This is a genomic window from Anaerovibrio slackiae (assembly GCF_009695585.1).
GTDB lineage: Bacteria > Bacillota > Negativicutes > Selenomonadales > Selenomonadaceae > Anaerovibrio > Anaerovibrio slackiae.
The window spans coordinates 15,270-38,903 of the sequence record NZ_VUNR01000005.1; the positions used below are offsets into that span (position 1 = coordinate 15,270).

General features: G+C 44.7%; 21 protein-coding genes and 1 pseudogene. 21 read left to right on the forward strand and 1 reads right to left on the reverse strand.

Translation table 11 applies throughout. The features are described 5' to 3' along the window. Positions 1-31: 31 nt before the first annotated feature. The 21 genes and pseudogenes from FYJ84_RS03625 to FYJ84_RS03725 all read left to right on the forward strand — a co-directional run bounded on the left by FYJ84_RS03625 (position 32) and on the right by FYJ84_RS03725 (position 23,179). A complete protein-coding gene (locus FYJ84_RS03625) occupies positions 32-1,270 on the forward strand; it encodes a glycosyltransferase family 2 protein (protein WP_154406241.1) in 1,239 nt (412 codons plus the stop codon). A 186-nt stretch (positions 1,271-1,456) separates the two neighbouring features. After that, entirely contained in the window at positions 1,457-1,837 is a 381-nt protein-coding gene (gene queD, locus FYJ84_RS03630) for a 6-carboxytetrahydropterin synthase QueD (RefSeq protein WP_154406242.1), read from the forward strand. A 9-nt stretch (positions 1,838-1,846) separates the two neighbouring features. Further along, the gene (locus tag FYJ84_RS03635) at positions 1,847-2,584 is read left to right on the forward strand and encodes a 7-carboxy-7-deazaguanine synthase QueE (RefSeq protein WP_154406243.1); all 738 of its coding nucleotides are present in this window, start codon (positions 1,847-1,849) and stop codon (positions 2,582-2,584) included. Between the two features lie 77 nt (positions 2,585-2,661). Continuing rightward, positions 2,662-4,353 carry a phosphoethanolamine transferase gene (locus tag FYJ84_RS03640; RefSeq protein ID WP_328596320.1) on the forward strand — a complete coding sequence of 564 codons (1,692 nt, stop codon included), beginning with the start codon at positions 2,662-2,664 and terminating at the stop codon, positions 4,351-4,353. Positions 4,354-4,556: 203 nt separating this feature from the next. Next, the gene (locus tag FYJ84_RS03645) at positions 4,557-5,000 is read left to right on the forward strand and encodes a ribosome maturation factor RimP (protein ID WP_154406244.1); all 444 of its coding nucleotides are present in this window, start codon (positions 4,557-4,559) and stop codon (positions 4,998-5,000) included. A 126-nt stretch (positions 5,001-5,126) separates the two neighbouring features. Then, positions 5,127-6,149, forward strand: a pseudogene (gene nusA, locus FYJ84_RS03650) (transcription termination factor NusA); the annotation flags it as partial. A gap of 275 nt (positions 6,150-6,424) precedes the next feature. Continuing rightward, on the forward strand, positions 6,425-6,691 hold the full coding sequence (rnpM, locus tag FYJ84_RS03655; RefSeq protein WP_154406245.1) for an RNase P modulator RnpM: 267 nt from the start codon (positions 6,425-6,427) through the stop codon (positions 6,689-6,691). Positions 6,692-6,734: 43 nt separating this feature from the next. Next, on the forward strand, positions 6,735-7,061 hold the full coding sequence (locus FYJ84_RS03660) for a L7Ae/L30e/S12e/Gadd45 family ribosomal protein (protein WP_154406246.1): 327 nt from the start codon (positions 6,735-6,737) through the stop codon (positions 7,059-7,061). Continuing rightward, the gene (gene infB / locus FYJ84_RS03665) at positions 7,061-9,688 is read left to right on the forward strand and encodes a translation initiation factor IF-2 (protein WP_154406247.1); all 2,628 of its coding nucleotides are present in this window, start codon (positions 7,061-7,063) and stop codon (positions 9,686-9,688) included. The genes FYJ84_RS03660 and infB overlap by 1 nt, the downstream gene beginning before the upstream one ends. Before the next feature lie 92 nt (positions 9,689-9,780). After that, complete coding sequence (rbfA, locus tag FYJ84_RS03670; protein ID WP_154406248.1) at positions 9,781-10,143, forward strand: 30S ribosome-binding factor RbfA; 363 nt, start codon at positions 9,781-9,783, stop codon at positions 10,141-10,143. Positions 10,144-10,295: 152 nt separating this feature from the next. Then, a complete protein-coding gene (locus FYJ84_RS03675; protein WP_154406249.1) occupies positions 10,296-11,231 on the forward strand; it encodes a DHH family phosphoesterase in 936 nt (311 codons plus the stop codon). A 349-nt stretch (positions 11,232-11,580) separates the two neighbouring features. Further along, positions 11,581-12,993 carry an undecaprenyl-phosphate galactose phosphotransferase WbaP gene (gene wbaP / locus FYJ84_RS03680; protein ID WP_235901339.1) on the forward strand — a complete coding sequence of 471 codons (1,413 nt, stop codon included), beginning with the start codon at positions 11,581-11,583 and terminating at the stop codon, positions 12,991-12,993. Between the two features lie 61 nt (positions 12,994-13,054). Continuing rightward, positions 13,055-13,924, forward strand: coding sequence for a glycosyltransferase (locus tag FYJ84_RS03685; protein WP_154406251.1), 870 nt, complete (start codon positions 13,055-13,057; stop codon positions 13,922-13,924). A 17-nt stretch (positions 13,925-13,941) separates the two neighbouring features. Then, entirely contained in the window at positions 13,942-14,751 is an 810-nt protein-coding gene (locus FYJ84_RS03690) for an ABC transporter permease (protein ID WP_154406252.1), read from the forward strand. Between the two features lie 131 nt (positions 14,752-14,882). Then, entirely contained in the window at positions 14,883-16,094 is a 1,212-nt protein-coding gene (locus FYJ84_RS14445; protein WP_205764085.1) for an ABC transporter ATP-binding protein, read from the forward strand. A gap of 106 nt (positions 16,095-16,200) precedes the next feature. Beyond that, positions 16,201-17,364 carry a polysaccharide pyruvyl transferase family protein gene (locus tag FYJ84_RS03700; RefSeq protein WP_154406253.1) on the forward strand — a complete coding sequence of 388 codons (1,164 nt, stop codon included), beginning with the start codon at positions 16,201-16,203 and terminating at the stop codon, positions 17,362-17,364. A gap of 11 nt (positions 17,365-17,375) precedes the next feature. Then, a complete protein-coding gene (locus FYJ84_RS03705) occupies positions 17,376-18,242 on the forward strand; it encodes an N-acetylneuraminate synthase family protein (protein WP_205764086.1) in 867 nt (288 codons plus the stop codon). Then, positions 18,229-19,407, forward strand: a complete 1,179-nt coding sequence (locus FYJ84_RS03710; RefSeq protein ID WP_154406254.1) for an acylneuraminate cytidylyltransferase — start codon at positions 18,229-18,231, stop codon at positions 19,405-19,407. Before FYJ84_RS03705 ends, FYJ84_RS03710 begins: the two co-directional genes overlap by 14 nt. An 18-nt stretch (positions 19,408-19,425) precedes the next feature. Next, positions 19,426-20,535, forward strand: coding sequence for a glycosyltransferase family protein (locus FYJ84_RS03715; protein ID WP_154406255.1), 1,110 nt, complete (start codon positions 19,426-19,428; stop codon positions 20,533-20,535). Between the two features lie 5 nt (positions 20,536-20,540). Beyond that, positions 20,541-21,377 (forward strand): hypothetical protein, encoded by an 837-nt coding sequence (locus FYJ84_RS03720; protein ID WP_154406256.1) that lies wholly within the window; start codon positions 20,541-20,543, stop codon positions 21,375-21,377. A 5-nt stretch (positions 21,378-21,382) separates the two neighbouring features. Continuing rightward, the gene (locus tag FYJ84_RS03725; protein ID WP_154406257.1) at positions 21,383-23,179 is read left to right on the forward strand and encodes an ATP-dependent nuclease; all 1,797 of its coding nucleotides are present in this window, start codon (positions 21,383-21,385) and stop codon (positions 23,177-23,179) included. A 116-nt stretch (positions 23,180-23,295) separates the two neighbouring features. On the opposite strand, the gene FYJ84_RS03730 is transcribed toward FYJ84_RS03725, so the two are convergent. Then, the gene (locus FYJ84_RS03730) at positions 23,296-23,484 is read right to left on the reverse strand and encodes a vWA domain-containing protein (protein WP_154406258.1); all 189 of its coding nucleotides are present in this window, start codon (positions 23,482-23,484) and stop codon (positions 23,296-23,298) included. Positions 23,485-23,634 lie beyond the last annotated feature (150 nt).

Below are 23,634 nucleotides of genomic sequence, written 5' to 3' on the forward strand. Positions count from 1 at the left end.
AAAAGATGGCAAATAAAGGAGAAGTTAGTAAATGAATTTTCCATTTGACGTAGTAATGGTACCGCTGCAGATAATTATTTTCCTGTTTACGGTGTATTTTTTCTTCATCGGCTTCTTCGGGCTGTGGAGGTTCAAGGAAGAAAAGATTACCACGCCGGAAAAGAAGATGGCTGTGATTGTGGCAGCCCACAATGAGCAGGCGGTTATCGGCCAGCTGGTGGAGAATCTGCAGCAGCTGGACTATCCAAAGGAACTGTATGATATCTATGTGATTGCTGATAATTGCTCGGATGATACGGCAAAGGTGGCAGGCGAGGCCGGTGCCATTGTCTGCGAGCGCACCCATCCTACCAAAAAGAGCAAGGGCTATGCCCTGGAGTGGATGTTTGAGAAGCTTTTTGCCATGGACAAGAAGTATGATGCCGTGTGCATCTTTGATGCGGACAACCTGGTGCATCCGAATTTCCTCATGGAGATGAACCATCATCTCTGCAAGGGCGCCAAGATTATCCAGGGCTATCTGGACGCCAAGAATCCTTATGATACCTGGATTGCCGGTACTTTTGCCATCGCCTTCTGGGTTATTGACCACATCTCCCATCTGGCCAAGACCAACCTGGGGCTGTCGGCGGTGCTGGGCGGCACAGGCATGTGCATTACTACCGAGGTGCTGCAGCGTCACGGCTGGCGTGCCACCTGCCTGGTTGAGGACATGGAGTTTACCATGAAGTCCCTGGCGGAGGGCATCAAGACCACCTGGGCCCATGATGCTATTGTGTATGATGAGAAGCCGCTGACCTTTATGCAGTCCTGGAACCAGCGTAAGCGCTGGGCACAGGGGCAGTTTGATGTGGCGCATCGCTTTATTCCGGTAATGCTCCGGGAGGGCATCAAGAGGCGGGATATCAGGATTCTTGACGGATGTATCTACCTTTTGCAGCCTCATTTCCTGATGATTTCCACTTTCTTTATTATTGCCAGCTATTGCCAGCTGTGGTTCGGCCAGTTCTATACCAGCATTTACACCTTTATGCCGTCGGAGCTGATGACTGCCATCATGATGGGGCAGTATATCCTGCCGATGATTATCCTGCTGAAAATCAGGGCGAAGCTGAAGGCATGGTTTTACCTGCTTCTGTATCCTGTGTTTATCTATTCATGGATTCCCATTGTGTTCATCGGCTTCTTTAAGCGCAATGACCACGAGTGGAGCCATACCAAGCATACCCGTGCCATCAGCTATGACCAGCTGATGAAGGGCAAGAAGTAATTATAGTGGCGATTCCTGTTAAGAGGCTTCTGCGGGGGAAGCCTCTTTATTGTATATATGTTATATTGAAATACTGAAATACTGCATGCACATTCTGATTGCATGCATATCAAGCTGAATTTATGTTGAATTTAAGCTGAAATTATGTCGAAATTATGTTGAAATTATGTTGAAGGGGGCAACGAAATGTTTGAGATACATGTCAGTGCGGAATTTGAGGCAGCCCACAGGGTGGCAGGCTATCCTGGCAAGTGTGACAGGCTGCATGGCCATAGCTGGACTGTGGAGGCTGTAGTGGCTGGTGATAAGCTGGATGAGCTGGGGATGCTGGTGGACTTCAAGCTGGTGAAGGGAAAGCTCCGGGAGCTTTTGGAATCCCTTGACCACAGGCTGCTGAACGAGCTGCCGGCTTTTGCTGATGGCAAGAATCCTACCGCGGAAAATATCGCTCAGTATGTGTATGAGGAAATGGCCAAGGCAGAGTTCTTCCGGGAGCTTTCCCATGTGAAGCTGAAGCAGATACAGGTCTGGGAGTCCCCTAAGTCCTCGGTTATCTATTCTGAATGAGGTGGCAGGATGCAGGCAAATATGATTGAAATTTTTTCCTCCGTGCAGGGGGAGGGGCGGTATGTGGGCTGCCGTCAGCTGTTCGTCCGCTTTGAGGGCTGCAACCTGCAGTGCCGTTACTGCGATACGGAAAATGCCCCGGGCACCCATCTCATGTGCAATGTGGAAATTACCCCAGGTGCCAGGCGGTTCCGGGAAATCATGAACCCGGTGGAGGGGCATGAGCTGGCGGCGTATATCAACGAGTTTTTGCAGGCGGTGCCTCATCAGGCGGTGAGCTTTACCGGTGGAGAGCCACTTTTGCATACGGGGCTTCTCAGGGAGCTTTTGCCGCTGATTGGCTGCAAGCGTTTCTTGGAGACTAACGGCACGCTTCCTGATAAGCTGGCAGAGGTTCTGCCCTGGATTGATATTATCAGCATGGATATCAAGCTGCCCCAGGCCACAGGCAGGGAAATGTGGCCTGAGCATGAGCGTTTCCTCAGGCTGGCTGTGGAGGCAGAGAAGGATGTGTATGCCAAGCTGGTGGTGCCGGGGGATTTGGTTGAGGCGGATTTTGACAGGGCGGTGGAGGTGATTGCCTCCGTGGAGCCGTCAGTGCTGCTGATACTACAGCCGGTAACGCCTATGAACGGGGTGCCAGGGGCAGAGCCCTGGTATATGCTGGAGCTGCAGCAGAGGGCACTGGCGAAGCTGCCTGATGTGAGGGTGATTCCTCAGACTCACAGGATGATGAATCAGCTGTAGGGTAGTGGATCAAGCCATAGAATAATGGCTTGGCTATGGAATGCTGGATCAGTTATAGAAGAAGGAGCAATAGTAAAGTGAAACAGCTTTTGGACAAATTCATCATGGGTACCTGCCGCCTGCTGGAGCGGCAGGGGGGATTTTATCTGGCTTTTTTTGTGTTCAACTGCCTGCCCATGTGCTGCTACATGGTTATGAAGAAAAATGGCGAGGCGATGTTTTCCTTTGCCTGCTTCATGCTGCTGATAAATCTCGTCATCTGCTTTCTCATTGACAAGCTGCCGCTGCTGGCCCGGAGGATACTGAAAATTCTCCTGCTGGCAGCTTTCTTCGTGCCCTTCGTGATTGAGGGAGTGGTGGTGTACAACTACACTGCCTTGATTGGCGTAGGGGTGGTGGCATCCCTTCTGGAAACCAACATGAAGGAGGCAGGGGAGTTCGTCACCATGTACATGGGGGCCCAGGAATGGATACTGGTGGCGCTGCTGGCATCGGGGGGAGCCTGGCTTTTTCTCAACAAGCCTTGGCGGAAATTGCATTTTGACCAGACAGGCAAGAGGGTGCTGACCAGCTGCCTGCTGGTGGTCACCATTACCTATACGGTGATTCTTTTCAGCCTCCACATCGAGGTGCTGTGGGATACTATGTTCCCTATGCAGAGGCTGGTGCTGTCCTCATCGACTGCCATTGACAATATCAGGGCGTATCGGGAGCTGTCCAGCCATCTGGATGCCGATGTGGAGCTGACCAGGAATGACAGCAAAATCAAGAATGTGGTGTTCATCCTGGGTGAGTCCACCAACAGGAACCATATGCACCTCTACGGCTACTACCTGCCCAACACGCCAAATCTTGATGATATGGCAGCCAGGGGGGAAATCAGCGTTTTCCGGGATGTGGTGAGCCCCCATTCCACTACCATCGCGGTGCTTAGCAAGCTCTTTACATTCTGCAACCACGAATCGGACAAGCCATGGTACGAGTATAGCAATTTGATTGACATCATGAACAGTGCCGGGTACAAGACCTATTGGCTGTCCAATCAGGAAAGCTCCGGCATCTGGGGCAATGTGGCGCAGATTTATGCCGCCCACAGCAATGTGAGCCATTTTACCAGGATTCGTGACTCCCGGGAGGATGACGGCCTGGAGGATGGAGCTTTGTTCCCTCTGGTGGACGAGGCCATTGCCCAGCGGGCGGAGGATAAGAATTTTTATGTGGTGCACCTGATGGGGGGGCACGGGCTTTACTACAACCGCTTCCCGTATATCTTTACCAAGTTTACCAAGGATGATATCCAGCTGGAGGTGAACGAGGCTCAGAAGACGGTGATTGCCCAGTACGATGATGCCCTTTACTACAACGACTACATCGTCAGCGGCATCATCGACAAGTTCCGCTGCACCGGGGAGGACTCCATCGTGGTGTATGTGCCTGACCATGGGGAGGCTGTCTATGACGAGGGGGGCTTCACGGGGCATATCGAGGAAAACCCAAGCCGCCACATGATCGAGATTCCTGTGATTATCTGGGCATCGGACAAGTTCAAGGAGCTGCATCCTGAGAAATGGGCGGCTATTCAGGCGGCGGTGAACAACCCTTACATGACGGATGATATGATTCATACCATGCTGGATATCGTGGATGTGCAGACTGCCGGCTACGATCCGGCCCGGAGCATCATCAACCGGCAGTTTGATGTCTCCCGTCCGAGATTTTTTGATGACAAGAACTACGACACGGAAATCAAGAACGGTGTCGTGCAGTAGTCCTGGCGAAATATTTTGGGGCGATATGCCGGTAATGGGAAGATTTTTTCCGGGAACTATTTACAAATGGTATTTTAAATGCTACAATAGTCGTAGCAATTGATTTAAGTCTTTTCGAGAGTGGGTGCATTCACCCACTCTTTTCTTTGAAGTAATAAAGTCATAAATTTCGGCTTTGTGCCGCCTGGAAGGGAGGAATTTTGTTGGCCAGCAGAATTGAGAACGAGGTAGAGAGGATTGTGGAGGAGCTGATTGCAGGCTCGCCCCTGGAGCTGGTGGCAGTGGATTATGTCCGGGAGCGGGACTGGTATCTCAGGGTTTTTATTGACAAGGAGGGCGGCATCGAGATTGATGACTGCCAGGAGCTGAGCGGCCGCCTGGAGGAGATTCTCGATGCGGAGGATTTGATCAAGACCAGCTATATCCTGGAGGTGTCTTCCCCGGGGCTGGACAGGGAGCTGAAGAAGCCAAAGGATTTCCAGCGGGAGCAGGGAAAGATGGTGGATGTGAGCCTGTTTGCGCCCCTGGATGGAGCCAAGGTGATTACAGGTGAGCTGAAAGGCTACGATGGCGAGAATGTTACCGTAGATGAACAGGTGATTCCGATGGAGAAGGTCGCCAAGGTAAACCTGCATATAGATTTTTAAGAAGCAAGGCAAAGTTACATGATGATTGGTAACCAGTCAGAGAGTTTAGGAGGTAAAATAGTAGTGGCTACCAGAACTACAAGAAGCAAGAAGGTAAAACCAGCAGAGGATCAGGATCGCGGCTTTATGGCTGCCTTCAGGGAACTGGGGATGGAGAAAGGAATCAATCCGGAAATCCTCTTTGATGCAATAGAGGCTGCCCTTGTGGCTGCCTATAAGCGCAACTTTAACGCTGCCCAGAATGTGCGTGTCACCCTGGACCGCACCAGCGGCCAGTACCATGTGTATGCCATCAAGACCGTGGTAGAGGAAGTAGTGGACAATGTGCAGGAAATCTCCCTGGCTATGGCACAGCAGATTTCCCCGAACTATCAGCTGGATGATACCCTGGAGGTAGAGGTGACTCCGGCAAACTTCGGCCGCATTGCCGCCCAGACTGCCAAGCAGGTAGTGGTGCAGCGTATCCGTGAGGCGGAGCGGGGCATCATCTATGAGGAATTCTCCAGCCGTGAGGGTGATATCGTTACCGGCCTGGTGCAGCGGGTAGAGAACAGGAATGTGTATGTTGACCTGGGCAAGACCGAGGCGATTATGCCTCAGGCGGAGCAGATTGCCAACGAGGAATATGCTGTCAATGACCGCATCAAGGCGATTATCATCGAGGTAAAGAACAGCACCAAGGGGCCTCAGGTGCTGCTGTCCAGAACCCATCCTGACCTTTTGAAGCGGCTCTTTGAGCTGGAGGTGCCGGAGATTCATGATGGCGTGGTGGAAATCAAGTCAGTGGCCAGGGAGGCCGGCATGCGCTCCAAGATTGCTGTCTATGCCAAGGATGAAAGCGTAGATCCTATCGGCTCCTGCGTAGGCCACAGGGGCTTCCGGGTTCAGGCCATTGTGGATGAGCTTAGGAATGAGAAGATTGACATTGTCAAGTGGAGCGAGGATCCGGCGGTGTACATCGCCAACGCCCTCAGCCCTGCCAAGGTAGTCAGCGTGGATGTGGCAGAGAGTGAGAAGATGTCCAGGGTTGTGGTGCCTGATTATCAGCTGTCCCTGGCTATCGGCAAGGAAGGCCAGAATGCCCGCCTGGCAGCCAAGCTGACCGGCTGGAAGATTGATATCAAGAGCGAAACCCAGGCTGAGGAGGAAGGCGAGTTCCAGCCGCCTGTAGCGGATGAGCCGCTTACTGATGCCGTGGATGATATGGGCGGCGATGACTTTTTGGCTGAGTTCGAGAAGGATACCTTTGAGGCGGATGAGGCGTCTGAAGCAGGTGAGGCTGCTGACAGTGCAGGGGAAGCTGCTGATACGGATATAGCTTCTGATGCAGATGTAGCTGATGGTGAGGCAGATGGCACTGAGATAGAAGATGCTGCTGATGATGAGGCTGCCCCGCAGGCTGAGGACAAGATTGAGGTATAACTATGGCAGTGGTAAAAAAGATTCCTGCCAGGCTGTGCCTGGGATGCCAGGAGCAAAAGCCCAAGAAGGAGCTGGTGCGCATTGTACGCAGCCCGGAAGGGGAGTTTTCTGTGGATATGACCGGCAAGAAATCCGGCCGGGGTGCTTATATCTGCAACAGCAAGGAGTGCTTCGAGAAGGCTGTCAAGGAGCATCGCTTTGAGCGTTCCTTCAAGGGAGCTATTGACAGGGCTGTTTATGATGAGCTGAGAGAGCAGCTTTTTTCATGAATTGTGAAATATAATTGTTTACTGTGAATTGTATTTATTTACTATGAACGAACAGAAGATTTTTAATCTGCTGGGGATGGCACAGCGGGCAGGGCGGATAGCCTCCGGTGATTTTGCCGTTACCAAGGCAGTGGAAGGAAAGAAGGCCAGACTGCTGCTGGTGGCGAAGGATGCTTCCGAGGAGACGAGGAAGCGTTACCGGCAGCTGGCGGCGAAGGCAAAAATAGAATTATTCTATCTGGGAGACAGGGAGCTGCTTGGTCATTGTATTGGCAAGGATTTCAGGGCTGTAGCTGCGGTATTGGACGCAGGCTTTGCCAATGCAATAGCCAAGCACTGCCGGTCAGATAGTGATACGGGGGTGGATTAATGTCAAAACACAGAGTTTATGATATTGCCAAGGAACTGAATACTGATAACAAGACAATATTGGATATATTGCGCAAGAATAACATAGAGGTAAAATCCCATTCAAGCACTGTTGATGATGCAGCCAGGCAGCTGGTGGTGAAGGCGGTGAAGGGAAACAGCCAGCCGGGTGCAAAGCCTCAGCCGCAGGTTGCAGCAAAGCAGCAGGTGGCAGCAAAGGTGCAGCAGGCGGTACAGCCTATGAACAGGCAGAAGCAGGTTCAGCCACAGGCGCAGCCGCAGCAGAAAAAGCAGGAGCAAAAGTCCGGACAGCAGCCAAAGGCGCAGGCCCAGCAGGCTAAGCAGCAGGGCCAGCAGCCACAGAAGAATGGCGCCCAGCAGAAGCAGGGGCAGGCAAAGCATGGCGGCAGCCAGCCTGATGACAGGCGGCAGAAGCATGATGGGCAGAAACAGGCTCATCAGGGCGGACAGAATAGCGGCGGCCGTCATGACAGAAATGACAGAAATGACAGGAACGACGGCAGGAATGGCGGCGGCAAGCCGGGACAGCGCAACGGCCGCAACGAAAGCCAGCGTGGCGGGCAGAACAGCGGCAACCGCAATGACAAGGGTGACCGCAACGACAAAAACGATAAGAGAAATAATCGCGATAATCGGATGGAGCGTGCTGACCGAATGGAGAGAAATGACCGTAACCGCCAGAATGGTGGCGGGCGCAACGAGCGCAATGACCGCAATGGCAAGAATGGCCGCAACAGCTTTAACAACAATAATAACAACAATAATAATGGCAGAAATAACCGGGGCAAGAATAACCGCGGTGGCAGAAATCAGCAGCCTGCACCAAAGATGGAGATTGCCCGTCCGAAGAACATCAAGGTAGGGGAGACCATTATTGTCAAGGATCTGGCCAGCAAGATGAGCTGCACGGCAGCAGAAATCATCAAGAAGCTGATGCTCATGGGCGTCCTGGCCAGCATCAATCAGGAGATTGATTTTGATACGGCTGCCCTGGTGGCCAGCGAGTTCGGTGTCAATGTAGAGGAGCTGCCGCCGGAGGTGGACCCTACCCTTATCCCTGAGATTGTGGATGATCCGAAGTCACTGGTGCTCCGTCCGCCGGTTGTTACCGTTATGGGACACGTTGACCACGGCAAGACCTCTCTGCTGGACGTTATCCGCAAGACCTCTGTAACCAGCCATGAGGCAGGCGGCATCACCCAGCATATCGGTGCATATCAGGTAAAGTGCCAGGGCAAGAAGATTGTCTTCCTGGATACTCCTGGCCATGAGGCGTTTACTGCCATGCGTGCCCGCGGTGCCCAGGTAACAGATATTGCCATCCTGGTAGTAGCTGCTGATGATGGCGTTATGCCGCAGACCATCGAGGCAATTCACCATGCCAAGGATGCAGATGTGCCGATTATTGTAGCTGTCAACAAGATTGATAAGCCGGGCGCCAACCCTGCCAACGTGAAGAACGAGCTGATGGAGCATGGCCTGGTGCCGGAGGAATACGGCGGCGATACTATCATGGTGGAGGTCTCTGCCAAGAAGAATATCGGCATCAATGACCTTTTGGAAATGGTGCTGCTGGTGGCTGAGATGAAGGAGCTGAAGGCAAATCCGAAGCGTGAGGCCCGGGGCGTCATCATCGAGGCGCAGCTGGACAAGGGCAGGGGCCCTGTGGCTACGGTGCTGGTACAGTCAGGTACGTTGCGCATCGGTGACTCCATCGTGGCCGGCACTACCTACGGCAAGGTGCGTGCTATGCTCAACGACCGGGGCGAGAACGTGAAGAAGGCAGGCCCTTCCGTGCCTGTAGAGGTGCTGGGCCTGAATGATGTGCCTGCTGCCGGTGACGAGCTGGCTGCCCTGGAGGAGAAGCAGGCGCGTACTATCGCTGAAAAGCGCATGGAGAAGCAGCGCAACGAGATGATTCATGCCAAGAAGGTTTCTTTGGATGACCTGTTCAACCAGATTCAGGAAGGCCAGCTGAAGGACCTGAATATCGTGGTGAAGGCTGACGTGCAGGGGTCCGTGGAGGCTCTGAACAGCTCCCTGCTGGGGCTCAACAAGAACGACGAGGTGCGCGTGCGCATTGTCCATTCCGGCGTTGGTGCCGTTACCGAGTCCGATGTTATGCTGGCATCTGCCTCTAACGCGCTGGTGATTGCCTTTAACGTGCGTCCTGATGCCAACGCACGCCGGGTAGCGGATGCGGAGGCTATTGATATCCGCACCTATCGTGTTATCTACGATGCCCTGAACGATGTGAAGGATGCCATGAGCGGCATGCTGGCACCTAAGTACAAGGAGGTCATCCAGGGCAAGGTGGAGATTCGTCAGGTGATGAAGTTCTCCAAGGCTCTGGTGGCAGGCTCCTATGTGCTGGAAGGCAAGATTACCAACCAGTCCAAAATCCGTATCGTCCGTGACAACATCGAGGTATTTGATGGGGAGCTGGACGGCCTGCGCCGCTTCAAGGATGATGTAAAGGAAGTAGCTGCCGGTTATGAGTGCGGTATTACCATTAAGGACTACAAGGATTTCCGCGAAGGTGATATAATAGAAGCATACATCATGGAGGAAGTGAAGACTTCCATCAATGATGTAAATAAGGACTAAGCCCCGGGCTTTTTGGCTTGGGGAATGGCCTTGAGCATTTTGCTTGAGATAAGATGTTTTAGGTGTTTATTTAAGAACGGAGGGCGTTTTTTATGGGCCAGCTTCGTATCGAAAAAATTCAGGAGCTTATGAAGCAGGAAATCAGCCAGATTATCCTGCAGGAGCTGAAGGACCCGAGAATCGGCTTTGTGACGGTTACCCAGGTGGAGGTCACCAGGGATCTGAGCATTGCCAAGGTCTATGTCAGCATCATGGGCAATGAGGAGCAGATTGCCAAAAGCTGGAAGGGGCTGAACAGCTCCCTGGGCTTTATCCGCCGTGAGGTGGGGCATCGCATCCGCCTCCGGGTAACTCCTGAGCTGAAATTTGTGCTGGATAAGTCCCTGGACTACAGCGACCATATCCAGAAGCTTCTGCTGCAGATTGAGAGAGATGAGCAGAATAAGGAGCAATAAGCTGCAAAGCATGATTTGTATGCATAGTTTGTTGTAATAGCTGCATAGTTTGTGACATAACTTAATTGCAGAGTTTTGCATAGTTGCTGTATATGATTTAAGTGAGCCGGTGGCTGATGCCACCGGCTCTTGTAAGATGGAGGTGTATCTATATGCGTATTTCCTTGCAGGAGGCTGCTGACAAGCTGAGGGAGGCAGGGCGTATCGTGGTGACAGCCCATGTCAATCCTGACGGTGATGCTTTGGGCTCCAGCCTTGCCCTTTATCATCTTTTGCAGAAGCTTGGCAAGACGGTGCAGGTTCTGATAGATGATGATATTCCTGATGCCTTTGGCTTTTTGCCGGGGATAGAGGTTATTGCGAAGCCGGATGAGGAAAAATATCAGGCAGATCTATTGGTGCTGCTGGATGTAAGCATGGACAGGGTTGGCAGGGTGATTGAGAGGTGCCCGGCACCGATCCTGAATATTGACCATCATATTACCAACGATGAAAAGGCGGATTATCTCTATCTGGATGCAGACAGGGCCGCTACGGCAGAGATTGTCTATCAGCTGGCAGGGGCGTTGCAGGTGGTGCCTGACAAGGCTGCTGCTACCTGCATTTATACGGGCATGTCCACTGATACCGGCAATTTCAGGTATTCCAATACCACGCCTTTTACCATGCGGGCAGCTGCCGATATGATTGAGGCAGGAGCGGAGCCCCATGTGGTGTCAGAAGCCCTGGAAAAGCGCAGCTTCAAGGAGGTGCAGGACAGGGCAAGGGCCATGCAGACTATTGAGGTTTGCGCTGATGGGAAAATTGCCGGACTGTATATCGGCAATGACCTCTATGAAACCCTGGATACTACCGAGGGCTTTATTGACGGGGTGAGGATTATCGATACCGTCAGGGTGGCGATTCTCATGAAGGAGGTAGAGCCGGGAAAGTGCCGTGTCAGCATGCGCTCCAAGGGCGTGGATGTGAGCAGCATTGCCGCTTCCTTCGGGGGCGGAGGCCATATCCGGGCCGCAGGCTGTACCATCGAGGAGCCGCTGGCAGCTGCCAAGGCGAAGCTTCTGGCAGCGGTGGAAAAGGCAGTGTAAAGCGGTGCACGGTATATTACAAGCTAGTGCACGATAGTGCAGTGTTTTCTGCTATGCAGCCTTAGGCGAAAAAGATAATATAAAGCAAAATAAAAAACGTAGCTAAGCATTTTATGAGCTTGGCTGCGTTTTTTATTTTGCCTGAATTTATGCAGGATTTTTTCTTAGATAACGAAATGTGTTAGCAGAAAAATAGGTCACCCGCAAGATGCAGAAATTTTCTATTTAAACATACGGAAATGTCTTGCGGGGGGGGGAGTCTTGTGCTATTATAATAGACATGTGAATAACTTACCTTTTAAGAGAAAGGAATTACTTTTTAAGTTGTGTTATGTGGTGGAGAAAATACATGGGCTATACCCGCAGGATAATGATGCTGCTGCACATTGTGACAGATTATCTGGCGATTGTGCTGGCAGAGCATACGGCACTGTGGCTGCAAGGGCTATTTCGCGTTGAGGCAAGCAGCCTGATGGCGCTGCCCTGGGATTATCAGTACATATATATTCCGGGGATGCTCCTGCTGATTATGCTGCAGGCGGACTGCTACCGGTTCAACCGCCCGTCTCTGGATGTGGCGAGGGATGTGTTCAAGGGCAGCTGCTTTGGTTTTCTGATGTACATTCTGGTGATTTTCCTGATGCGTAACAGCATGCAGGTGTCCAGATACTACGCAGGCTGCTTTTTGGTATTTATGCTGCTGTATATGGCACTGGGGCGGTATCTGCTGGGAAGGCTTATTTTGCGTGCCGGATACCTGAAGGAACGGGTGCTGCTGATAGGTGCAGGAAAGACAGCGGAGCGGCTGTTGTCAGCTTTTAACGATGATTTTTGTTACTGCTACAAGGTCATAGGCGTGCTGGATGACCATCCTGTATCGGAGAAGCTGCCTAGGCAGTATCCGCTGCTGGGAGGCTTTGAGGATGCGGCGAGGATTATCCGTCAGCAGGATGTGCGGACGGTGATTATTGCGGCTCCGGGGCTTTCCGAGGACAGGCTGCGAAGCCTGCTGATGAGCATCCAGCATCTTACGGATACTGTGCTTTTTACGCCTAGCCTGGTGGGTTCCCCTCTTGGCAGTGTGGAAATCAGCACCCTCTTTGTGGAGCAGCTGACGATTATCAAGAGCAAGAACAATCTGTCCAGGCGAGTCAACAGGTGGACAAAGTTTGTCTTTGATATGGTGGTGACTTTGCTTGGGATTATTGTTATTTCGCCGTTGTTGCTTTTGCTGGCAGTGCTGGTTGGCATTGACAATAAGGGCAGTGTGTTTTTTGCCCACAGGCGTGTTGGCAGAAACGGCAGGGAGTTTTTCTGCTACAAGTTTCAGACTATGGTGTCAAACGCTGATGAGGTACTGGTCAGGCACCTGTCAGAAAATGCAGCCGCCAGAAAAGAGTGGGAAAGCAGCTTTAAGCTGACTGATGATCCCAGGGTGACAAGGCTGGGGGCATTCCTCAGAAAAACCAGCCTTGACGAGCTGCCGCAGGTGTTCAACGTGCTGAAGGGGGAGATGAGCCTGGTGGGGCCTCGTCCCATCGTCCGTGCCGAGGTGGAGAAGTATGGTGAAAATATCCGTGAATACTACATGGTGCGGCCCGGCATCACCGGCATGTGGCAGACCAGCGGCAGGAGCGATACAACCTATGAGGAACGGGTGGCGATGGACACATGGTATGTGCGGAACTGGTCAGTGTGGATAGATATGAAATATCTGGTGAAGACATTTGGTGCTGTGCTGGGGAAAAAAGGCGCGTACTAGGTCATTAATAAGCCATAGTTGATGTGTTTTGTAAGGGTTGAGGTGTTACTGATTGGAGATTATGTATAAGGTTGCAATAGTAATACCCACCTGCAATGCTGGCAGGGAGTTTGCCAATCTGCTGGCAGAGATTGCCCGGCAGAGCCTGCCCATTGCTTGCAAGCTGGTGATAGATTCTGCATCAACGGATGGGACAGCAGATGCGGCAAGAAGACATGGCTGGCAGGTACGCAGTATTTCCATGGCTGAGTTCAGCCATGGGGGCACACGGCAGATGGCAGTTGAGCTTCTGCCTGATGATATAGAGATAGTCGTTTTTCTCACTCAGGATGTGAGGCTGCCGGGTAGATACAGTCTTGAGAAATTGGTTGGAGCATTTGTCGATAACCAGGACAATGATCAGGAAGCTCATGTGGCAGCCGCTTATGGCAGGCAGGTTCCCAATGAAGGAGCAAGCATCTATGCCGCAGTGGACAGGGAGTTTAACTATCCGGCTGTCAGCAGGATAAAAAGCATGGCAGACAGCAGGGAGCTGGGCATCAAGACAACATTCCTGTCTGACTCCTTTGCGGCATACAGGGTGCAGGATTTGCTGAAGATTGGTGGCTTTCCCCACATCAATATCTGCGAGGATATGTATGTGGCAGGAAGGCTTTTGCTGGCAGGGAAGCGGATTGCCTATGTGGCAGAGGCTGCGGCAAGGCATTCCCATGAACCAAAGCTGAAGGATATGTGGCAACGCTATCGGGACATGGGGAGGTTCCAAAAGGACAATCCGTGGATAAGGGAAAGCTTTGGCAGTGCCGGAGGCGAGGGCATGAAGCTGTTCAGGTATCAGGTTGGTCGCATTTACAAAGAAAAAGGTATTGCCGGTGTGCTGAAGCTACTGGCATTTGACATAGTAAAATTTGCAGCATATAAGCTTGGCTGAAATGAGGTATAGGTGTTTTGCATTATTTAAGGAATTTTTATGAGTTTGTTGCTTCCCTGTGGCATAACAAGGGATTGCTGTGGAATCTGACAAAGAAAGATTTGAAGCAGAGGTATGTGGGCTCTTATCTTGGCATACTGTGGGCTTTTATTCAGCCGGCGATTACCATCTGCATTTTCTGGTTTGTTTTTCAGGTAGGGTTCAAATCCATGCCGGTGGATAATTTTCCTTTTATCCTGTGGCTGATATGCGGCATGTTCCCTTGGTTCTTTTTCAGTGATGCCTTGCAGGCAGCTACCAGCTCCATCTACAACAACAGCTTTCTGGTGAAGAAGGTTGTGTTCCGGGTAAGCCTGCTGCCGATGATACAGATTTTGTCGGCACTGATGGTAAACATGTTTTTTGTGGCGGTGCTGTTTCTGATGTTTGCCCTGTATGGCTATATGCCAAGCATTTATAATTTACAGGTATTTTACTACCTGTTTGGCAGTATCTGCCTGGTATTTGGGCTTTCGCTGGTAACAAGTTCGCTGGTGGTATTCATGAAGGATGTAGGGCAGCTGGTTGCCATGCTGATTCAGTTCGGTTTCTGGGGAACGCCTATCTTTTGGAGCTTGAAGCTGATACCGGAAAGCTATCAGTGGGTGTTTAAGCTGAATCCTATGTACTATATCATCGAGGGTTACAGGAACAGCTTCATCTACCACAAGTGGTTTTGGGAGCTGGGATATACCAATATCAGCTTTTGGCTGTTTACTGTGGCAGCTATGCTTTTCGGGGCATTTATCTTTAAGACGCTGAGACCGCATTTTGCAGATGTGCTGTGATGCAATGTGCTTTAAAGTGCTGTGATGAAATGAGCTTTAATGTGCTTTAACGTGATGTGATGTTTGATGGTTTATGGCAATGATGTGAATTTATGTAGTGTTTTGGATAATGTTGCGAGGAAAAGTGGATTATGAGCGAAGATTGGGCAATTAAGATAGAGCATCTGAGCAAGGTGTATAAAATATTTGACAAGCCAACGGACAGGGTGAAGGAAGCCCTGAACCCATTCCGTAAAAGGTATAGCAGGGATTTCTATGCACTGAATGATGTTTCCCTGACAATAAAAAAGGGTGAAACTGTGGGTATTATTGGCAAAAATGGTGCTGGTAAGTCCACTATCCTAAAGATAATAACTGGTGTGCTGACACCTACCAGCGGCAGTGTTCAAGTCAATGGCCGTATTGCATCCCTTTTGGAGCTGGGGGCTGGTTTTGATCCTGAGATGACAGGCATAGAAAATATCTACATGAATGGCACTATCATGGGCTATAACAAGGAAGAAATGGATGACAGGCTACAGGATATTATAGACTTTGCTGATATTGGGGAGTTTATTCATCAGCCGGTGAAGATGTACTCCAGCGGTATGTTTGCCAGGCTGGCATTTGCTGTGAATGCCTTTGTGGAGCCGGATATTTTGATTGTAGATGAGGCTCTTAGTGTAGGAGATATGAAATTCCAAAAGAAATGTACTGATAAGATTGAAGCTTTAAGAGAAAATGGGACGACAATACTTTTTTGTTCGCATGATATGCATGCTGTGAATGAACTATGTAATTGTGTTTACTGGTTTAGAGATGGAAAAATAGCCAAAAGCGGAGAGCCTAGTAGTGTTATTTCAGAATATATGGTTGAATTTGCAGCTGGTTTTAGTATTAGGGGGAATGGTAGTAATCCTAATTATTATGTTAGAAATTCAGATTTATTATCTATAGATTCTGTGCATTTGTTCGATAAAAATAGAAATTCCAGAGAGCTGTTTGTTCAAGGAGATGATATATATTGTGATATTAATTTTACCACATATGTTGACATATGCAGTCCAATAATATCAATCATAATTTTTAGGAAGGACAAACTGCCTGTTGCAATAAATAAATCTAGTTTTCAAAAATATGATTTTGGAATGTTAAAAAAAGGACAAAACACAATAAGGTGTATTTTAAAAAATATTCCCTTGAATCTTGGAGAGTATACGGTTGGTGTTTCTGTGTGGAATAAGGAATCTACTATAAGCTACGCAAATAATACATCCGCTGTGTTTAGAGTTAAAACTCTCAATATTTTGTATGGACCAACGGAAGAACGAAGTGTGTTTTTCTTATGTACTGATTGGAATTAAATGATGTAGTAACAAGAGAATTTTTCTTTAAAGTGTTTATTTTAAATATATAACATTGGTAAATGTCATATATTGCTAGAATGTTTTTATATGTGGAGTGTATGATATGTTTTCGTTATTAAAAAGAATATGGATTAAAAAAAAGACTATATGTCATGTGGGAGCTTGGGGTGGCAATTTTGGTGATAGTATATTACAGAATTCTATTAGAAGACAATTGTGTGAATTGGATGATCGTATAGAATTTGTTTACTATAATTGTCAAAAGACTGAGTTTACATTAGAGCTAATACATCAAATAAATAAGTCATGTGATGTAATGATAGTAGGTGGAGGAGGATTAATATTTAATAGACCTCAAGATAATTCAAAATCTGGTTGGCAATGGAATATTGATATTAATTACATAGATCATATAAAGATACCAATAGTAGTTTATGGTATTGGATACAATAAATTCGAGTATGATAAAAATGATTTTCAATCTGTAACTAGGGAACATTTATTAAAAACCATAGACAAAAGTGCGTTGTTTTCAGTACGGAATACTGGAACAAAAGAATATTTAGTTAAATTAGGTGGCGATGCATCTAAGATTGATGTAATACCTGATCCAGGAATGTTTGCACAACCTAGCTTTATAAAAATTCCAGGAATAGCAACTAATAAAGTCAAAATTGGAATAAACTGGACCACTGACAGAGAGAATCAGACTTTTCCAGAACCGTGGAATGTTACAAAGGAACGGTTTTTGTGTGAATTGGTAAAAGCGATAAATAAAATATCAGGAAAATACGATATTCAGGTTTTTTACATAGGTCATATGGGGTATGAATTTGACAAAGCTATAATAGAGTATTTTAAGTCCTATTTGGATATAAAACCGATTATTATTGACGAATGTTTATGTGAGATATACCCACCAGGGGATGGGGAAAAAGTAGGTTATTTAGTTGATATATATAGACAAATGGATCTTGTTTTGGGAATGAGAGGACATTCTAACATTGTGTCTTTTGGTCAGAATACTCCTTGTATTGCTATAGGGAGTCACAGAAAATTGAGGTATTTTAAAAAAGATATTCATGATGAAGAAAATATTATTGATATCCGAGAGATGAATAATATTAATGACAAATATATCTACGGAAAAATTGAATATAACTTAGCACACTTATCTGCTCAAAAAATGCGTTTAATAGGGGAATTTGCAAGGCAAAGACATATAGAAGATGAGTTTAATAAAAAAGTAATTAGTTTACTACATTGAGGAGGATTATCGTGCGTAATAATTATGTAATTGCTGAAATAGGTTGCAATCATAAAGGTGATATGAATATTGCAAAGGAAATGATAAAGGTTGCAGCTGAGTATTGCAAAGTAGATGCAGTTAAGTTTCAAAAACGAAACAATCGTGAATTACTTACGCCGGAAGAATACAATGCACCACATCCTGTTCCATATAATTCATATGGTAAAACATATGGGTTACATCGTGAAGCTTTGGAGTTTACGCTGGAACAGCATGCTGAATTAAAAAAAGTTTGCGAAGACTGGGGAATAATCTACAGTACATCGGTGTGGGATGTGACTTCGGCTAGAGAAATAATAACATTGAATCCACAATTTATAAAAGTTCCATCTGCATGTAATCTTAATTTTAAGTTGCTTGAGGTATTGGCAAATGAATATATGGGGGAAATACATCTATCATTAGGAATGACAAGCAAAGCGGAAGAAGATGAGATCGTAGATTTTTTTGAAAGGCATAAACGTAACAAGGATTTGATTCTTTATTCATGTGTATCAGGATATCCGGTCGCATTTGAAGATTTATCTTTGTTGGAAATATCACGATTAAAGGAAAAATTTTCAGGCCGGGTAAAAGCCATAGGTTTTTCAGGGCATCATCTTGGAATTGCTGCGGATATTGCAGCATTGACATTAGGGGCAGAATATTTTGAAAGGCATTTTACTTTGGATAGGACCTGGAAAGGAACAGATCATGCAGCAAGCTTGGAACCTGATGGAATGCGGAAACTTGCAAGAAATATAAGAAATGTATCTAAAAGTTTGACATACAAGCGAGAAGAAATCTTAGATGTTGAGAAAGTGCAAAGAAAGAAGTTAAAACATGAATATAAGTAAATTTTATGATACAGTGGCTTTTATTCCAGTCAGGGGTGGAAGTAAGAGCATACCTTTAAAAAACATCAAGAATTTTTGTGGAAGACCATTAGTGTACTGGACGATTGAAGCAGCTGTAAATTGTGAGTGTATAGATAAAGTTTTTGTTTCTACTGATAGCAATCAAATTCGTGATGTTGTTTTGAGTTTTGGCTTTAGTAAAGTAGAAGTTGTGGAACGTGGAACAGATACAGCTACAGATACAGCTACTACAGAATCCGCTATGTTGGATTTTTCAGCTAGAGTTAGATTTAAAAATATTGTCTTAATCCAAGCTACAAGTCCGCTACTGACATCTGAAGATTTAACAAATGGGTTAAGTATATATCATTTACCTGATGTTGATAGTGTTTTGTCAGCTGTTCCACAAAAGCGTTTTATATGGCAGAAAATTTCAGATGATATTGCGAAACCTCAAAATTATATTCCTATACAAAGACCAAGGCGGCAGGAATTTTCTGCTTATTATGTAGAAAATGGAGCATTTTATATAACCAGCAGAGAATTGTTATTGTCATCTCAATGCCGTATTTCGGGGAATATAGCAATTTCGCCTATGCCCGAAAAGACATATTTTGAAATAGATGAGCCATCTGATTGGGATATTTTAGAAACACTCAAGATATATAATAGCAGAGCTAAAGTAAAGGACTTCAGCAAAGTTAATTTGTTTATCACTGATATTGATGGTGTTCTTACTGATGGTGGAATGTACTATTCTAGCGATGGAATTGAGTGTAAAAAGTTCAATACTCGTGATGGAATGGGGTTGGCTGAACTAAAAAAAGCCGGCATAAAAATTATGTTTTTAACTGGCGAGAAAAATCTAATAATAGATAAAAGAGCAAATAAATTAAATGTAGATTATGTTTTTCAAGGAATCAAAGATAAGAAAAAATGCTTGGATGAATTTTTCTGCAAACATACTAACTTTGATTATTTGAATTCTGTCTATATAGGCGATGATATAAATGATATTGCCGTTTTGCAAAGTGTGTATATTTCAGCTGCTCCGGTAGATGCGCATCAAAAAGTGAAAGAAATAGCTGATTATGTATGTGCTAAGTCGGGAGGTCATGGATGTGTTAGGGAGTTTTGTGACATTATCCTGTCCGCTCGCAAGTAAAGATTAGGGGGATGAACTTTGCGGAAAGTGCTATGTTTTTCTTACTTGGAACGGCATCTAAAAAAATTATTGCCAGTTATAAAAAGACTGGAATATGATGGGAAAGTTTCTGTGGTTACTGTGATTATCAATGGTGCAGAAAAAGAAATAGCAATCAAACATAATATAAATTATATGATGCTAGATGAATTTAGTGATGATAATAGAAATGTATCTTATGATACAAAGTTTGAAGATTTGCAATGGGGATTGCTTCCCTTGATTAATTGTCTCAGAACTTTAAAACCAGATTTATTTTTAGCTATGGAAGTAAATTATATACTTCGTAATGCTATACATTATTGCAAAGTAAATCATATTTCCAATATTATTGTGCAGCATGGGGTGCCAAATAAATTATCGTTGCATGCATTTGCGCCTTTTGAGGGAGATGTATTTCTTAGCTGGGGTGATTTTAGTAAGGATTTTTTGATAAACAATCATGTGGATCCAGCCAAAATAGTTTTGACAGGCGGTTGTAATTTTGATCATCTTGCAGATATTAAACCGGATAGAAATAAATATGCTGAATTAATTGGCTGTAATCCATCTAAAAAGTGGATAGTATTTACAACACAAGGTTTGGGGGTGGGAGATCGTCCAACAGCGCAGGAATTACATGATGCATTTTTAGAAACTGCTAAAGCTGCTACTGAGTCATCAGAATATGAATTGATATATCAGGCACATCCTTCACAGGATATTGATTACATATATGATGTGATTAATGAAATAGAACATAAAAATTGTTATGTAGGACGTTGGGGTAATACAGAGGAGCTTATAGCATGTGCTGATGGTATGATCACTTTTTTTTCAACAACAGCTATTGATTGTGTGTTATTAGGAGTACCCTTGATGCTTGTCAACTTAGAAGATGAGCATAATTTTTTACCATTTGCAGATATGGGAGCAGCAATATCCGCAACATGCAAGGAGGATATACAGTCTTGTATATATAATTTATTGTATCCTTCAAAAAAAATTCAATTGAAACAAAAAGAGGTTTCGGAATATTTCAATTATAAAAACGATCATTATGCATTAGATAGGATTATTGAGTATATTTATTCTTTGTTTGGTAGGTAAAATTTATGACTGATACTAAAATTACTGTAGTAGTAATAAATAAGGCATTATCTGAATATGCTGACAGATTATTTGACAATAGGTCATGGGATGTAACGGGTATAGATTTAATATTTGTAAGCCACAAAGATTATCCAGTTAATTTGTATGTACCCATGAACTATGATGAATATTTTATTAAGAGTGATAATTTGGTGGATTATTATAACTTTGCTATACCATATATAAAAACAGAGTATGTTTTATTTTTACAAATAGACAGTCTGCTTTGTGATAACTTTTTTACTCCTATTTTTAAAAAGATAGAGGAAAAAAAGCTGGATTTTGCGTATGTCAAGCAAGGATATGTAGATGGCAACATGAATTGCAATAATGTCCTATATCAATGTAATGATGGTAGAATTCATTTTTCTTCTATATGGAGAAGAGAGCAGTTAGAAATAATAGATGTATTGGGTAATTTTTCAGAAGCCTGCATTTTATTAAGGAGTTCAATTATAAAAAGACGTTTTTTTGATGAAACTTATCCTAATGTTTTTTTTGTGGCAAAGTATGTTTTACTAGATATGCCAGGAAATGCTGTATTTGAAGAATTACCTGATTCCTGGATTCAGTATTTTTTTGCATTAGCACATGAGCAAGGTGAGACTTATGAATACGAGTCAGTGCGATTTTCTTTAGCATATGGGCTAGATTTCAAAAGGAAATATTTTGAGGTACAAAGACAACTTCATGTTATAACGACATCAAGAGGATACAGATTGTTGGAACGTTTTAGATCGATAAAAAAGCGATGTCAAAATAATATTGATAGCTTAAAACGTTGTTTTGAAAGAAGATGATGTAGATGAAGATATTTAAACTAACCATGGAAGGCTATAGAAAGCATAAAAAGACGGAAGTATATTTTTCTGATGCAACATTTTTGATTGGTGAAAATAATTCTGGTAAGAGTTCTGTATTGAAAGCTCTGGAATTATTGTTAAGCGTTAAGGCAAAAGCACAAGATGAAGATTTTTATAAAAATAGCGTAGATGAAAAGCAGGATAAGGAGATAGTTATTACAGGCTGGTTTAATGAGATTGAAGATGAGGTTAAAAAAAGCAAAGGTATAAAAAATAGAATCTTTTATCATAAAGGTTATGGTGATACTTTTGTTTATAGAAAGAAATATACACTAGGTGATAGTAAGAAAGCACATATCGAAGCAAGGGAACATCCTGTAGAAATCAAAGCAGAGTATAAAGATTGCAAAACTATCGAAGACATGATTAGTTTGGGTGCTGATGAAACGTGGTTTGAAAATATAGGTATTTCCTTAACCAAAAAGCTTACTGAGACTGATAGAAAAAAATTACTGGATATAGAAGAGTTAGTGAATATAGATTTAGAAAATGAGAGATGGGCAGATAATCCTGGTGGTTTTGAAAATATAGTGCAAGAAAAACTACCTAAATTTTTGATGATTCCTGCCATGGATAAATTTGGTGATAATGTATCGGGAAATAAAAATGGTGCGTTAAATGAGTTATTAAATATATTTTTTGATGAAATAAAAGAGCAATCAGAAACATATCAATTGATAAAGGACAATTTGAAGAAGTTATCTGGTGAATTGGATGCAACAAATGAGAATACTGAAATTTATAAGCTAGTTAATGATTTAAATAATGTGGCATCAGAAGTTTTTTCTGCTGCTAATGTAAATGTTAAATCTAACTTGAGTGATGCAAATGATGTTATTAAGCCTACTTTTAACATAGATATTTCTACGAATGTAAAAACTCCAGTAGAGTATCAGGGGGCTGGAACTATTAGGTCTATAGTGTTTGCATTATTAAGATACAGAGCTAAGCGTGACATTACTATGAGCGGAAAACAACAATCACTGATAATAGGTTTTGAAGAACCAGAGATATATCTTCATCCTAATGCAATTAGCAAAATGCGTGATGTTATATATGCTTTGGCAAGTCAAGGCAATAATCAGATAATATGTACAACGCATTCTCCGTATATGATTAATTTGGATTATGAACATAAGCAGGTTGTTAATCATTTGTCAGATAGTGAGAATTGTGGCAATGGTTGCCAGGTAGCATGTACGCCAATCAATCTAACAGAATCATTTGAGCGTTTGCATGATGATAACAAAAAATATCTCAAAATGTTGATTAGGTTGGAGGATTCCTTGGCAAGATGCTTTTTTGTTAAGAATGTTTTAGTAGTTGAAGGTGATACAGAATATGTTGCAATCAATGAGACTTTAAAATTTGTATCGGAAGAAACACGCTCTAGAATATTGTCGGATTGGTTTATTTTAAGGGCACATGGCAAACCTATCATTATTTCGATAGTTAAATATTTAAAGGCTTTGGGGATAAATCCATATGTTATGCATGACAAAGATACAGGGATAAACGGGGCAGAAAAATTCAACAGCTATATCAGTAAAGCGGTAGACGATCAGACTCATTTGTATGTATTGGAGGATTGCATAGAAGATGTTTTAGGGTATAAACCAGGTACAGAAAAACCGTTTCGGGCATATCAGTATTTCAGTAATATTACTAAACCAGATGACATTTCAGCAGATTGGCGAAGTGTTTTTGAGAGTATATTTAAAGATGTTTCTTGGGAATGATAATCTGGATTATGTAATCATCTAATTTTTTAGGCATATAGCAGTTTTTGCCAGCAAAAAGCTGCTGCCTAAGAATTAGTGCAGCAGAGTGAGACATTTGAAATCGCAAAAATGAATTAGATCTGCAACAAAGAGATATATTGATTGTACTGAGATTTGGCAATTCCCATAAACTCTAAAGCTCTTTCAGCAGGCCAGTTGTTCTTAGCCATGATGTTTTTCAAAATTTCCAGTTTGCCTTTGGTTTTACCAGCTTCGAGCAGAGCTTCACGTTCTTCTTTTTCATCCCATTCAAAAACAAACATATCAATGACCTCACTTTCGTTATTTGATAAATAATCCGACATGATGTGTTTTATCGGTAGCAATTGATGAGGAATACAGTGGGGTGTTTAATGGTAAAATTCTGCTTTTATATGATGTCCTTATTATAGCAAATATTTTGTTGTAAAGAA

Bases quoted from the DNA above. Each gene is read 5' to 3' on its own strand.
- FYJ84_RS03625 (WP_154406241.1), top strand. From the start codon at position 32: ATGAATTTTCCATTTGACGTAGTAATGGTACCGCTGCAGATAATTATT.
- queD (WP_154406242.1), top strand. From the start codon at position 1,457: ATGTTTGAGATACATGTCAGTGCGGAATTTGAGGCAGCCCACAGGGTG.
- FYJ84_RS03635 (WP_154406243.1), top strand. From the start codon at position 1,847: ATGCAGGCAAATATGATTGAAATTTTTTCCTCCGTGCAGGGGGAGGGG.
- rnpM (WP_154406245.1), top strand. From the start codon at position 6,425: ATGGCAGTGGTAAAAAAGATTCCTGCCAGGCTGTGCCTGGGATGCCAG.
- FYJ84_RS03660 (WP_154406246.1), top strand. From the start codon at position 6,735: ATGAACGAACAGAAGATTTTTAATCTGCTGGGGATGGCACAGCGGGCA.
- infB (WP_154406247.1), top strand. From the start codon at position 7,061: ATGTCAAAACACAGAGTTTATGATATTGCCAAGGAACTGAATACTGAT.
- rbfA (WP_154406248.1), top strand. From the start codon at position 9,781: ATGGGCCAGCTTCGTATCGAAAAAATTCAGGAGCTTATGAAGCAGGAA.
- FYJ84_RS03675 (WP_154406249.1), top strand. From the start codon at position 10,296: ATGCGTATTTCCTTGCAGGAGGCTGCTGACAAGCTGAGGGAGGCAGGG.
- wbaP (WP_235901339.1), top strand. From the start codon at position 11,581: ATGGGCTATACCCGCAGGATAATGATGCTGCTGCACATTGTGACAGAT.
- FYJ84_RS03685 (WP_154406251.1), top strand. From the start codon at position 13,055: ATGTATAAGGTTGCAATAGTAATACCCACCTGCAATGCTGGCAGGGAG.
- FYJ84_RS14445 (WP_205764085.1), top strand. From the start codon at position 14,883: ATGAGCGAAGATTGGGCAATTAAGATAGAGCATCTGAGCAAGGTGTAT.
- FYJ84_RS03700 (WP_154406253.1), top strand. From the start codon at position 16,201: ATGTTTTCGTTATTAAAAAGAATATGGATTAAAAAAAAGACTATATGT.
- FYJ84_RS03710 (WP_154406254.1), top strand. From the start codon at position 18,229: ATGAATATAAGTAAATTTTATGATACAGTGGCTTTTATTCCAGTCAGG.
- FYJ84_RS03720 (WP_154406256.1), top strand. From the start codon at position 20,541: ATGACTGATACTAAAATTACTGTAGTAGTAATAAATAAGGCATTATCT.
- FYJ84_RS03725 (WP_154406257.1), top strand. From the start codon at position 21,383: ATGAAGATATTTAAACTAACCATGGAAGGCTATAGAAAGCATAAAAAG.
- FYJ84_RS03730 (WP_154406258.1), bottom strand. From the start codon at position 23,484: ATGTTTGTTTTTGAATGGGATGAAAAAGAAGAACGTGAAGCTCTGCTC.